The 13975-nt window shown below is 41.6% G+C and carries 14 protein-coding genes and 1 riboswitch; all 14 genes read left to right on the top strand.

Annotated elements, in window-relative coordinates; translation table 11 throughout:
- The first annotated feature begins 10 nt into the window (after positions 1–10).
- A complete protein-coding gene (gene eutC / locus RHS_RS15755) occupies positions 11–1003 on the top strand; it encodes an ethanolamine ammonia-lyase subunit EutC (protein WP_027293627.1) in 993 nt (330 codons plus the stop codon).
- 23 nt (positions 1004–1026) lie between these two features.
- Positions 1027–1680, top strand: coding sequence for an ethanolamine utilization microcompartment protein EutL (eutL, locus tag RHS_RS15750; protein ID WP_027293628.1), 654 nt, complete (start codon positions 1027–1029; stop codon positions 1678–1680).
- Between the two features lie 33 nt (positions 1681–1713).
- Positions 1714–3177, top strand: a complete 1464-nt coding sequence (locus RHS_RS15745; protein WP_047833728.1) for an acetaldehyde dehydrogenase (acetylating) — start codon at positions 1714–1716, stop codon at positions 3175–3177.
- A 47-nt stretch (positions 3178–3224) separates the two neighbouring features.
- Positions 3225–3518 carry a BMC domain-containing protein gene (locus tag RHS_RS15740; protein WP_047833727.1) on the top strand — a complete coding sequence of 98 codons (294 nt, stop codon included), beginning with the start codon at positions 3225–3227 and terminating at the stop codon, positions 3516–3518.
- 98 nt (positions 3519–3616) lie between these two features.
- Entirely contained in the window at positions 3617–3895 is a 279-nt protein-coding gene (gene eutM, locus RHS_RS15735) for an ethanolamine utilization microcompartment protein EutM (protein WP_027293630.1), read from the top strand.
- 61 nt (positions 3896–3956) lie between these two features.
- Positions 3957–4718: an ATP-binding protein gene (locus tag RHS_RS15730; protein WP_138002431.1), complete on the top strand. Its 762-nt coding sequence runs from the start codon at positions 3957–3959 to the stop codon at positions 4716–4718.
- Positions 4719–4815: 97 nt separating this feature from the next.
- Complete coding sequence (locus RHS_RS15725; RefSeq protein WP_044289299.1) at positions 4816–6069, top strand: ethanolamine utilization protein EutH; 1254 nt, start codon at positions 4816–4818, stop codon at positions 6067–6069.
- Positions 6070–6161: 92 nt separating this feature from the next.
- Positions 6162–6599, top strand: a complete 438-nt coding sequence (locus RHS_RS15720) for a cupin domain-containing protein (protein WP_047833726.1) — start codon at positions 6162–6164, stop codon at positions 6597–6599.
- 431 nt (positions 6600–7030) lie between these two features.
- Positions 7031–8434 carry an MFS transporter gene (locus tag RHS_RS15710; RefSeq protein ID WP_047833724.1) on the top strand — a complete coding sequence of 468 codons (1404 nt, stop codon included), beginning with the start codon at positions 7031–7033 and terminating at the stop codon, positions 8432–8434.
- A complete protein-coding gene (locus RHS_RS15705) occupies positions 8421–9347 on the top strand; it encodes a nucleoside hydrolase (RefSeq protein ID WP_047833723.1) in 927 nt (308 codons plus the stop codon). The genes RHS_RS15710 and RHS_RS15705 overlap by 14 nt, the downstream gene beginning before the upstream one ends.
- Before the next feature lie 82 nt (positions 9348–9429).
- Positions 9430–10356, top strand: a complete 927-nt coding sequence (locus RHS_RS15700) for an ROK family protein (protein ID WP_047833722.1) — start codon at positions 9430–9432, stop codon at positions 10354–10356.
- Positions 10357–11772 carry a glycoside hydrolase family 1 protein gene (locus RHS_RS15695; protein WP_047833721.1) on the top strand — a complete coding sequence of 472 codons (1416 nt, stop codon included), beginning with the start codon at positions 10357–10359 and terminating at the stop codon, positions 11770–11772. It begins immediately after the preceding gene.
- A 173-nt stretch (positions 11773–11945) separates the two neighbouring features.
- A riboswitch (M-box (ykoK) riboswitch) is annotated at positions 11946–12108 on the top strand.
- A gap of 102 nt (positions 12109–12210) precedes the next feature.
- The gene (locus RHS_RS31135; RefSeq protein ID WP_156042859.1) at positions 12211–12348 is read left to right on the top strand and encodes a hypothetical protein; all 138 of its coding nucleotides are present in this window, start codon (positions 12211–12213) and stop codon (positions 12346–12348) included.
- A gap of 232 nt (positions 12349–12580) precedes the next feature.
- A partial coding sequence (locus RHS_RS15690) for an HAD-IC family P-type ATPase (RefSeq protein WP_047833720.1) occupies positions 12581–13975 on the top strand: 1395 nt, incomplete at its 3' end.

Here is a 13975-nt window from a genome sequence, read left to right as displayed (position 1 = left end):
GGAGATATATATGATTGACCAGAAGGATTTAAAACGAATAATAGAGCAGGTATTAGTAGAAATGCAGGTGACAAAAAGTACATCAGGTACAAATGGTGCAGCGTTAGAAAGCCAGGGCACTTCACCGGCAATATCTGCAGCTGATGCCCAGACAGTACCAAAGGCAGAGGCAAAGACCGTAAATACATTTCAGCAGGCAGAATACTCTGAAAATGTTAAAGAACCGCCGGTAATTGAAGACGGATGTCTGGAAGATATTACAGAGATAGATATTAAAAAGCAGTATCTGGTACCAAATCCGGTAAACGGGGAGGCATATTATGAATTAAAGCAGTATGCACCCTGCCGCCTGGGTATCTGGAAAGCCGGAGCAAGATACATGACTTCTACCTGGCTGCGTTTCCGGGCAGACCATTCTGCAGCGCAGGATGCAGTATTCTCTAATGTGGATGAAGCTTTTGTAGAAAAGATGAACTTATTCAGCATTCAGACCAAGTGCGACAATAAAGACATTTATCTGACCCGTCCGGATCTTGGAAGAAGACTGAATGAAGAAGGGGTCAAAGCAGTTCAGGAAAAATGCAAAAAGCATCCTACTGTTCAGGTTTATGTATCGGATGGGCTGAGTTCCGCTGCAGTTGCTGCAAATGTGGGGGATTTGCTGCCGGCTATTCTGCAGGGGCTGGAAAGCTATCAGATCGATGTGGGAACGCCGTTTTTCGTAAAATACGGCAGAGTGGGAGTTATGGACCAGGTATCAGAAATTACCGGGGCAGATGTAACCTGTGTATTGATCGGAGAGCGCCCGGGACTTATTACAGCAGAATCTATGAGTGCATATATCGCTTATAAAGCAACGATGGACATGCCGGAAGCCAGAAGAACCGTATTATCCAATATACATAAAGCTGGAACAGTGCCGGTAGAAGCAGGTGCCCATATTGCAGAAATCATTAAGATTATGTTAGAGAAAAAAGCAAGCGGAACGGATTTGAAACTCTAATTGAGAGAGAGGTGTAATGAAACATGAAAAGAGATCCATTAAAAGCAAAGGTACTCAGTACAAAAATGATTCCCAATGTATCGCCGGATCTGGCAAAAAGCCTGGGATTATCGCCGAGACAAAAATCCATCGGAATGGTAACGGCGGACTGCGATGATGTAACTTATACGGCACTGGATGAAGCGACAAAAGCGGCTGATGTGCAGGTGGTTTATGCGAAGAGTTTTTACGGCGGAGCAGGCAATGCAAGTACAAAGCTAGCTGGTGAAGTTATCGGTATTATCGCAGGAACCAATCCGGCAGAAGTGAAAAGCGGTCTGGACGCTGTCATCGGTACGATTGAAAATGGTGCATGGTTTGTAAGCGCCAACGAAGATGATTCCATACCTTACTATGCCCATTGTATAGCAAGGACAGGAAGCTATTTATCAAAATCAGCAGGAATTAAAGAAGGACAGGCGCTGGCATATCTGATTGCACCGCCTCTGGAAGCACTTTATGCGTTGGATGCTGCATTAAAAGCAGCAGACGTAACCATGTGTGAACTGTATGCACCGCCCTCTGAGACAAACTTTGGCGGGGCCCTGCTCACCGGGAGCCAGTCAGCATGCAAAGCAGCGTGTGAAGCATTTGCCGCTGCAGTTGAGTTTGTAGCGGATAATCCGCTGGCATTATAATGATACGCAGAAAATGCAAAACGGGAGGTAATTATGCAGCTTTATGATAAAGACCTGTTATCAGTACAGGAAGTAAGAGAATTGGTAGAGCGCTCAAAGGCAGCGCAGGAAAAATTACTGGAGATGTCCCAGTGCCAGGTTGACAGAATTGTGGAGAGTATCGCTAATGCAGGTGTGAGAAATGCAAAAAGGCTTGCACAGATGGCTCATGATGAGACGGGATTCGGAATCATGGAAGATAAGGTGATTAAAAATATCTTTGCCAGCAAGAGCGTATTTGAATACATCAAAGATATGAAGACGATTGGAGTAATTTCGGAAGATGAAAAAGCAGGAACAAAAGATATTGCCGTTCCGGTAGGTGTAATTGCCGGGCTGATTCCTTCCACGAACCCTACATCAACAGTCTTATATAAATCGGAAATTGCAATAAAGGCCGGAAATTCCATTATCTTTTCCCCGCATCCAAATGCAAAAGAAGCGATTCTGGAAACAGTCAAAGTAATCCGACAGGCAATTGCAGAAGCGGAAGGACCGGAGGATCTGGTATCGGTAATCACCATCCCGACGATTCAGTCTACGGATACTCTGATGCGCCATCCGGATATATCTCTGATCCTTGCAACAGGAGGAAGTGCCATGGTACGTGCGGCTTACTCTTCCGGAACACCTGCAATTGGTGTGGGACCCGGAAACGGACCGGCTTATATTGAGCGGTCTGCAGATCTTAAAAAAGCCGTAAAACGCATAATGGACAGTAAGACATTTGACAATGGCACGATCTGTGCATCTGAGCAGTCCGTCATTACAGAGAGTGACCGGGAAGAAGCCGTTAAAGCCGAAATGCAGGCACAGGGAGCATATTTCTTAAGTAACGAAGAATCGGAAAAGCTGGGAAAATTCATTCTTCGCGCCAATGGAACTATGAATCCGATGATTGTAGGAAAAAATGTTCAGCATATTGCAGATCTGGCTGGTCTTAAGGTTCCGGCAGATGCCAGGGTTCTGGTAGCAAAAGAAGACGGTGTTGGAAACGGGCATCCCTATTCTAATGAAAAACTGGCGCCGATTCTGGGATTTTATGTGGAAGATAATTATCAGAAGATTTGTGAAAGATGTCAGCAGATTCTTCATTATGAAGGAGCAGGTCATACCTTTATCATTCATTCTGAAAATCAGGAAATCATCAATTATTTTGCGAAGAGAATACCGGTTTCCCGTTTTCTGGTGAATGCACCGGGAGCCCTGGGTGGTGTAGGTGCCGCAACCTCTTTAATGCCTGCATTTACATTGGGATGCGGAGCGGTAGGCGGAAGTGCAACCTCAGATAATATTGGTCCTATGAACCTGCTGAATATTCGCAAGGCAGCTTATGGTACAAAGGAACTGGATGAAATCCGGAAAGAGGCAGATCTGGCAATACCGGCAGCTGAGCCCTGCCATATAAATGTAGATTATATTGTTGAGAAGATTTTGAAGGAATTAGAGCGTATCTGAAAATTATAGCTCTGGTAAAAATAAAATAACAGGCAGGAGGAATTACAATGGCTAATTTACAGGCATTGGGATTGATCGAAACAAGAGGGTTGATCGCAGCAATCGAAGCAGCAGATGCAATGGTGAAATCTGCTGACGTATCTTTAATAGGAAAAGAATATATTGGAAGCGGACTTGTTACCATTATGGTAAGAGGCGATGTTGGAGCGGTAAAGGCTGCAACAGAATCAGGAGCAGCAGCAGGAGCAGCTGTGGGTGAAGTGGTTTCCGTACATGTAATACCAAGACCGCATAAGGATGTGGAGAGCATTCTTCCGGTAATTGCTGAAACAGCAGAGTAAGTAAAAAAACAGGTAGTTCATAAAGTTTGAATTTAAACTTAAAGTTTAAATTAGATAAGATGAAATTGAGATAAGATTAGAATCAGGAGGACAATAAAATGGCGGTTATGCAGGCATTAGGAATGATAGAGACAAAAGGTTTAATTGGTGCAATCGAAGCAGCAGATGCAATGACAAAAGCGGCAGATGTGAAATTAATTGGAAAAGAACGTATCGGAAGCGGGCTGGTTACTGTTTTAGTCAGAGGTGACGTAGGTGCAGTAAAAGCAGCTACAGATGCTGGTGCGGCAGCAGCAGAACGGGTTGGAGAGCTGATTTCCATGCATGTAATACCAAGACCTCACGGAGATGTAGAAACCATACTGCCACATTTATAGAGAGAGTCCCAAAATCATATACTTTGGAACAATACAGGGACAGGCTTAAGGGGGCAATCATTTGAATGTTATAACAGAAGCGTATTTACGGGATATCATGAAAGAGAATCGCCCGGAGGTCTTTTATGTGCCGGAGGGAAGTTTATTATCCCCTTCTGCCCGTGATTATTTGAATCAATATAAAATAAAGATAGAAAAGCAGGAATCGGGCACTTTAGAAAAAGAAAATGCAGAGAAACCAGCGGCAGAAAGTCCTGATGATATGAAAGCTGCATATGTGGATTATGCCACCGGAGCATTTTTTACATCCAAACCGGAGCATATGACGCAGCTAACCGGTAATAAGCTGGTTCCAAAGAATCATCTGCGTATTATATTTCGTGGTAAACTGGATTCACTTCAGTCACTGATTATACGTAACCAGACTGCCATTGCAAAGAATCCCAGGCGCTCAAAGCTGCTGGAGGATCTGGAAGATATCATGAAGATCTTACAGAATATTATGCGGTGTGATGTGCTGGATGAGCCATTTACCATAGAGCGCATTATCGGACTGACTCACGCAGAGCTGCGGGAACACTCGCACAATCCAATGAAATTTTACAATATCCGGCAAATGATCCTGCCCCACTACACCATGGGGGAGGAATATGCTATACTGAATCAAATCCGTACAGCGATCCGGGAATGCGAGATCAGTGCGGTCAATGCATATCAGGTAGGAAATGATTACACACACCAGGATATACTGGAAGAATTCAACAGGCTTTCCAGCGCGCTGCATATAATGATGTGCAAATATCTTGCGGGAGAATACAATTAGTGCGGTCACAATAATCCAATTGTGGTCCGGAGCGTGTTAAAAAATACTTAGCATGATTTTGAAACAGGCTATAGAGGAAAGAGGAGGGAAAGAGTACATGTTCAGTGAATTAATTGAAAACATAACAAACTTAGATGTATTTACAGAGAGTATTAAACAGTACATCAGCGGATTGTCAATCAATTCCGTAATTATTACAATTATGATGATCTTCATGGTCATTGGAGCTATTGACCGTATCCGGGGAAATAAACTGGGGTACGGAGAAGAATTTGAAGCCGGTTTTAATGCAATGGGCCCCCTGGCAATTGCCATGATGGGCGTGGTTGCAGCAGCTCCGGTACTCCGGGTAATTCTGCAGCCCATTATTGCACCGGTCTATGAATTATTCGGAGCATCTCCGGCGATGTTCGCAACCACACTTCTGGCAAATGACATGGGAGGATATCCCCTGGCAATGCAGCTGGCAGGAGACAATACTGCCATTGGTAATTTTGCAGGATTAATCCTGGGTTCCATGATGGGACCAACCATTGTATTTACCATTCCGGTTGCGCTGTCTATTATTAAACCAAAAGACAGACCGTTTCTTGCAGCAGGAGTACTGGCTGGTTTAATTACCATTCCAATCGGTTGTATCGCAGGTGGTCTGGTAATGAATATGACACCAAATAAGATTGATATGATTACAATTTTACAGAATTTAATTCCGGTTATTATTGTAGCAGGATTGATCGCGATTGGACTTTGGTTTAAACCAACCCAGATGATGAAAGGATTTAATCATTTTGGAAATGGAGTTACCATATTAATTACTATTTTTACTGCAATAGCTGTTTTCCAGTATGAGACCGGCATTCGTCTTCCATTATTTGATATTATGGTTGATCCGAACAAAAACGGCGGTACCATTCCTCTGGAAGAAGGTATTAAGGTTGTAGGAACGATTGCATGCGTATTAATCGGTGCTTTCCCAATGGTAAAATGGATCACCAAGACATTTAAGAAACCATTGATGAAAGTAGGAGAAAAGCTGAAAATGAATGCAGACGGCTCCGCCGGTTTAGTAGCTTCTCTTGCAAATAATATCGCAATGTTCAATATTATGGAAAATATGAATGCTAAGGGGAAGCTGTTAAATGTAGCATTTGCCGTTTCAGCAGCATTTGTATTTGGAGATCACCTCGGATTCACCGCAGGTGCAAATCCGGATATGATCTTCCCGGTTGTAGTGGGTAAACTGATAGCCGGAATTACAGCTTTAATCCTCGCAAATGCGCTGGCACCAAAATTGCTGGCAAAAATTAAGGCAAGCGGAGGCAAAGAGGAAATAGAAGAAAAAACAGATTAATATATCAGATAAATAGCCGGGAAAGACAGCAGCCAGACCAAATGCTGTTAAAGGCAGCGAATAAAGATTAGTTTCAGAAAGAAGGTTATATAATGAGTATCAGCGAAGCAACCATCCGTGAGATCGTAGAAAAAGTGGTAAAGCAGTCTTTGATTACCAGGGAAAAAGCAGACTTTAAAAAAGTAAAAGATCCAAGGGGGATACTGTCTGTCTCCTGCGATACCGTTCAGACAGAACCATTCAAAGGCGCCCAGGGTGTATCATTAAAGGATATCGTTTCACTGGAAGAAAGCCCGAGAATGGGAGCAGGAATCATGGAAGTAGATCATACCAGTTTTGAGTGGACCCTGACATATGATGAATTTGATTACATAATAGAAGGAACTCTGGAAATAGAAATTGATGGACGTGTCGTAACCGGACATGCCGGTGATATCATTTTTATTCCAAAAAACAGCCATATTCATTTCCAAAGTCCGGATAAAGCAAGATTTGCATATTTCGTTTATCCGGCAGACTGGCAAAGCTAAATCATATTTTAATAAAATATCATGCAGTCAATGATAAAAAAGGAACCGATGCACTGTCTTAATCAGATAATGTATAGGTTCCTTTTAGGTTTAGTGGATCTTATTAAAATGCAGACTCTCTGTATTTGATCTCTAAGTTTCTTGTTCTTAAGCGATTTTTCAATCTCATTTATTCTGCCTGATTCTAAAAGTTTTAATGTCAGTTTTCCAAATCGGTCTTCCCCTTCTTCACGAATCATATCTTCATATTCTATTGCATTTATAAATCGAACACCTACCTCTTTATATTTAGACATTCTTTATTTAATAATCTTTTCCTGAATATTATGATAAATATCAAAATATTTTGATATAAGAATTGTACAATACAAGTTATGATAAGCATAATAACAGATCAAGAGAATTTGATTTTACAAAAGGAGAAATTGAAAATGGAACAGAAAACTGGAATGAAGAAGACCTACAGCAAGAAATTTTTATGGCGGCAGAGAATTGGATTTGGAATCTCTGATTATGCTTGTAATTTGGCGTATCTGATGGTAAATACGTATCTTTTGATTTATTACACGGATGTAGCAGGCCTGAATGCAGCAGCCGTGGGATTTATGTTTTTAGTAACGAAATTTTTTGATGCATTTACAGATTATGTAGTAGGTACTTTAATTGATAAAACAAATACCAAGATGGGAAGAAACCGCCCATGGATGCTGGCAGGTGCTCCTGTTCTGGCAATTGGTATGGTGCTTGTGTTCACCAGTCCTGATTTTTCACAGTCAGGTAAAATGATCTGGGCTTATGCAACTTACATTATCTTTTCATTTGGTTATACACTGGTAAATATTCCGATGGGATCCATTCTTCCAACCTTAAGTTCAGATCCAACGGAACGTACAAAAATTGTTACTTCAAGAACGATTTTTTCCAATCTTGGTTCCTTAACATCTGCATCAATGGCACTGTTTTTAATTTCCAGACTGGGCGGAGGAGATGTAGCTACCGGTTATCGTAATACGAATATTATTTTTGGAATCATTGTAGTTATAATTTTATTTATTTGTGTTTTTAATATTAAAGAAATAAACCCCGCACCGAAGGTTGTAAAGAAAACAAGCATCGTTAATGACCTTGGAAGTCTTGTTAAGAACAAGCCTTATATGTTAATGCTGGCTCAGACTTTCTTCTTATTTGTAGGTTATCTGGGGATGTTCGCAACGATCGCTTATTATTTTAAATATATTGTGGGAGATGAAATGCTTACCTCTGTTGCAGTATCACTGTTAACGATTGTGCCGATTGTCTCCATGCTTTTGTCAGGTGTAATGAACCAGAAAGTATCCAAGAAAAATATTTCCATTCTTGGTACTGCAATTCAGATTTTAGGATTCGCATTGCTGTTTATAGCAAAAGAATCCATCTCAATCATCTATCTCAGTATTGGAGTCATTGGTTTTGGAATGGGATTCCGCCAGACAATGTTCTTCTCTATGCTTGCAGATACAGTGGATTACGGAGAATGGAAAAACGGTAAAAATCTGGCAGGTACCCAGACAGCTGTTTCCGGATTTATTAATAAAGTAGCAAGCGCTTCCGCCAGTGCAATAGCGGCAGGACTTCTTGCATGGGGAGCATATGACGGGGCAGCTGCCGTACAGAGCGCCAGCGCCAATACGGCGATTACCATTGCTTTTATCGGTATACCGATTGTTTGTAATGTAGCATGTATTATTATCTTGTTTTTCTATGATTTAGATAAAGTATATCCAAAGATCAAGAGGGAAATGGATGAGAGAAGAGCATTAAACGAGAATGAGGAGAATGCGTATGTGGAAGTATGATTTTAAAGTTCCGGATCAGAAAAAGTATCGGGTCATTGTTCACACAGACTGTAAAAATGAAGCCGATGACCAATTTGCCGTTGCGCACCATCTTATGACGCCTAAATTCGATGTAATGGGGATTATTGCAGGTCATTTCTGCAAAAATCCTCAGGAATATGGGGAGGAAAATACGGCAAAAGCCAGCTTTGATGAGGTAAAAAAAGTACTTGGGCTAATGGGAGTGGAAGATGAATATCCTGTTTTGCTTGGTGCACCCCATTCCTTAGAAGATGGGGAGACTCCCATAGAATCAGAGGGAGCCAGATTCATCATCGATGAAGCATTAAAGGAAGACCCGCGCCCTCTGTTCGTAGTTTGTCAGGGCGCAATTACAGATCTGGCAAGTGCTTTGTTTTTGAAACCGGAAATTGCAGAGCGTATGACGGTCATCTGGATTGGCGGCGGCGTATGGCCAAAAGGTGGATTTGAATTCAATCTGATGATGGATGTCAAAGCAGCAAACCTGGTATTTTGCTCTAAGGTTCCATTATGGCAGGTTCCCATGGATGTGTATAAGCAAATAGCGGTTTCACTGGCTGAATTACAATACAGAGTAAAACCATGCGGTGAAATTGGGAGATACCTGTTCGATCAAATGGTGGAATTCAACAACAAGCTTGCAGATTTTGCGCCATGGCCTCATGGGGAGACATGGGGACTGGGAGATCAGGCTACGGTTACTCTGCTTTTAGATGAATTGGAGAAAATGAATTATGATTTAAAACCAGCTCCGGCAATTGCGGATGACATGACATATATTCATGAGCAAAATAACCGTGATATCCGTGTCTACCATACATTAGATGCAAGAATGACAATGGAGGATTTCTATGCAAAACTGGCAATTAATTTTGGCAGCCGGACTGTCTGAGTCAACTAAGTAGAGCAATCAGCCATGCACAGGCATTTTAAAACACGTTTTATCGTCAGATAAGGGAATGGAGGAGTGATACATGGCATATCTGGTATTTGATGCAGGCGGAACATTTACGAAGTTTGCATTGATGAATGAAAAAACAGATATTCTGGAGCGTGGGAAATTTAATACACCGGATTATACATCAGGAACAAAAGAAGAGTTTATTAGCATGATCAGCGAGGTGATTGAGCGTTATAAGGACAGAAGTGAGGGGATTGCTTTCAGCATGCCGGGCATGCTGGACAGTGATGCCGGTTACTGTGTAACTGCCGGATATCTGGCATATTTGTGCGGTACCCCACTGGCACAAATTTTATCGGAGAAACATAAAATTCCTGTCACAATAGAAAATGACGGAAAATGTGCTGCTCTGGCAGAATTCTGGAAAGGAAGTCTGAAAGGCTGTACCAATGGTGCGGTTTTAATTCTCGGTTCCGGAGTAGGCGGCGGACTTATTATTGATAAAAAGCTGTATAAAGGCGGACGGCAGACAGCAGGAGAATTCAGTTATGTAATGGTTGATGAAAACCAGAAATATGAATTGGACGGTTACTGGGGAATGAAGAGCGGCTTCCAGGGACTAGCTAAAAGAACGGCATTTTACACCAGGGAAGACTGGGAAAGCTATGACGGGCTGAAATTATTTGAACGCGCTGCAGCAGGCGATGATATGGTATTAAAAGGACTGAAAGATTTTACGGACACACTTGCTTTGCAGGTATGTAATCTGAATATGCTGCTGGATCTGGATGTGGTAGCCGTAGGCGGTGGTATCAGCCGGCAGCCGCTGCTGCATGAATTTCTGCAAAAAAGTATTGATGAATATTTAGAGAATCATCCGATGAGGTTTTTAAGTCCTTATATACCAAAGCCGGTTGTTACAAATTGTGAATTCTATAATGATGCGAATTTAATCGGAGCATTATATCATTTCTTACAAAAAGAAGGAGGGGCATTATAAATGGGATTTCCAGAAAATTTTTTATGGGGCGGTGCCGTTGCGGCAAACCAGTGTGAAGGTGCTTATCAGGAAGCCGGAAAAGGTCTTTGCATACAGGATGTAACACCACATGGTATCGTAGGTCCAAGAACAAAGGAGCCAACTGAAGATAACATGAAGCTGGTGGGTATTGATTTTTATCACAGATATAAAGAAGATATAAAACTTTTTGCGGAAATGGGATTTAAAGTATTTCGTACCTCTATCGCCTGGAGCCGTATCTTTCCAAATGGTGATGAAGAGATGCCAAACGAAGCAGGACTGAAATTCTATGATGACCTTTTTGACGAATGCCATAAATATGGCATAGAGCCGCTGGTTACCCTGTCACATTATGAGACACCTCTCCATCTGGCAGAGGAGTATGATGGCTGGATCAACCCCAAAATGATCGGATTTTATAAAAATTATGTTACTTGTGTTTTCCGGCGCTATAAAGATAAAGTAAAGTATTGGCTTACATTTAACGAAATTAATTCCATTCTGCATGAGCCGTTCTTAAGCGGAGGAATTAATACACCCAAAGATAAATTGTCTCAGACACAATTATTTCAGGCGGTACATCATGAATTTGTAGCAAGTGCATCAGCGGTAAAGATCGGGCATGCCATAAATCCGGATTTTAAAATCGGCTGTATGGTACTGAGCATGCCTGTTTATCCACTAACGCCCAATCCCGATGATGTGATTGCTGTTATGGAAAAAGACCATATGAATATGTTCTTTGCAGATGTGCATGTACGTGGAACTTATCCCGGTTATGTGAAAAGATATTTTAAAGAGCATGACATTGAGCTGATGATCACAGAGGAAGAGCGTGAGATTCTGAAAAATACCGTAGATTTTGTTTCTTTTAGCTATTACATGAGCATTTGCGAGACTGCAGATAAAAGCCTGGGTGTGCAGGGAAAAGGAAATCTTCTGGGAGGAGTCAGAAATCCGTTATTAAAGGAAAGTGAATGGGGATGGCAGATAGATCCTAAGGGGCTGCGTTACGTACTGAATACCATTTATGACCGGTATCAGAAGCCGTTGTTTATTGTGGAAAATGGGCTTGGTGCAGTTGATAAACTGGTGACTGGGAACGATGGAAACCCCACAGTAGAAGATGATTACCGCATTGAGTATCTGAGAGACCATTTACTGCAGGTAGCGGAAGCAGTAGAAGATGGCGTTGAGGTGATGGGTTACACAACCTGGGGATGTATTGATCTGGTCAGTGCATCGACGGCAGAATTAAAAAAGCGCTACGGATTTATCTATGTAGACCGTAACGATGATGGAACCGGAACATTAGAACGCTATAAGAAAAAATCGTTTTATTGGTATAAGAAAGTAATTGAAACGAATGGAGAAAGCCTGAAAGAGACTTTCTAATAAATATACAAAACGTATGGGAAATGCAGAGAATGCGAAAAGTTATTTCGTATTCATCTGCATTTTTATGTCATGGAGATGGAATAAAGCTGGGAGTTACCGATAAGTTTATCATGATTAATTTAAAGTTAGCCTTGACAAACCACTCGCGGGAGTGTACACTTAAGAAAACTAAATAGTTCCGGTAGGTAAGGTTACCACAGGGATACGGATTGTTGCCGCGAAATGATGGAGACATCATCAGTTGGTTTGAACAGGCCGCATCGAAAAACAAGGTGCAGCATAATACAATTTCATCGCCCTGTGATACTAAAGCTCAAACGGTGGCAGTTCCATATTATTTTATAATATGGCTGAATGTAGAATGTTTAATTCCCATACCATAGTTTGTCCTTTGGTGCGGGATTTTTTTTGTGAAAAGAAAAGGAGGTGGTAAGAATGGATAGTGGAGGCAGTCATGAGCGATATGACATCAGCGTAGAGGGTATAGATGAAGTTCCGGATTTGCCGGGAGTGGATCATTTATCCATTCTTGGACTTCCCGGGGTGGTTTTTGTGATCGGTCTTTTTCGATAATAATGCCATTTCCAGGTTCTAGAGCATGTTTTAAAATTGCTTTGTGACAGATGTACTGGAATATTTCATCGGATGCCATCGCTGCTGTTTTTATACACATTTGATATATCTGCTGAGAATAAAGTGTTCCCGGCATTTATGCCTGCTATGTAAATGAAAACAATAGCGGTGGATTTTTATGCCCTTTTTTAAGAAATGTTACTGTGAACATGAATAAAGGAGGTATAAGACAATGAAAAAAAACAGAATGAGAAATATGGTACGCCGTGAAACGGTGAACGAAAAATTAAAATATGCAGCAACTGTTGAATGGAATAAATTTTATGAGGAATTTCAGACATCATCAGAGGGAATGACAAATGCACAGTTAGAAGTTTCTGAAGAAGAATATGGAAAGAATATTGTGACTCACGGACAGAAGGAATCCCTTGTCAAGAGAATCTGCGGTGCTTTTATTAATCCATTTACAGCAATTTTGTTTGTTTTGGCAGCAGTTTCCGTATTTACAGATATTATTTTTGCGGATCCAGGCGAGCAAAATCCCGTTACGGTTATTATTATCACAACTATGGTAATGATATCCGGTATGCTGCGGTTCATACAGGAAACGAGAAGTGGTAATGCGGCTGCCAGATTGTCAGCAATGATCCGGACCACTACCTGTGTTAAGAGAATGGAAGAAGGAACAAGGGAAATTCTACTGGAAGATGTGGCAGTTGGGGATGTTGTGCTGCTTTCGGCAGGAGACATGATACCTGCTGATATCCGGATTATTTCGGCAAAGGATCTATTCATCAGCCAGTCAGCACTTACCGGAGAAAGTGAACCGGTTGAGAAGTGCAGCGCTTTAATTGACAGCAAAGATGCGGTAACCGATTATTCCAATCTGGCATTTATGGGCAGTAACGTAATCAGCGGCAGTGCGGCAGGAGTTGTAATTGCAGTTGGTAACAATACGATGCTTGGTGAAATGGCGAAGTCTCTTTCTGAAAAACCGGATCAGACTTCCTTTGAAAAAGGGGTGAATTCGGTATCCTGGGTATTGATCCGTTTTATGCTGATTATGGTTCCAGTTGTATTTTTTATCAATGGCTATACGAAAAATGACTGGATGGACGCAGCATTATTTGCCATTTCCGTTGCGGTAGGTCTGACGCCGGAAATGCTGCCAATGATCGTAACCACCTGCCTGGCAAAAGGTGCAGTATCCATGTCCAGGCAGAAAGTAATTATTAAGAATCTGAATGCGATCCAGAATCTGGGATCAATTGACATCCTGTGTACCGACAAGACAGGTACCCTGACAAGAGATAAGGTAGTATTGGAATATCATCTGGATATTGAAGGAAATGAAGATCCAAGAGTATTGCGTCATGGATTTTTAAACAGCTACTATCAGACAGGGCTTAAAAACCTAATGGATATTGCGATTATAGACAGGACGAACGAACTGCAGGAGCAGGAGGTACAGCTTCAGGGTATACAGTCCAACTACGAAAAAGTAGATGAAATACCATTTGATTTCGAAAGACGCAGGATGAGTGTAGTAGTAGCCGATAAAAATGGAAAGACACAGATGATAACAAAAGGTGCAGTGGAGGAGATGCTGCGGGTTTGTGAATTCGCA

The organism is Robinsoniella sp. RHS, assembly GCF_001029355.1.
GTDB classification, from domain to species: Bacteria; Bacillota; Clostridia; order Lachnospirales; family Lachnospiraceae; genus Robinsoniella; species Robinsoniella peoriensis.
This window is presented reverse-complemented; position numbering and strand designations above follow the sequence as displayed.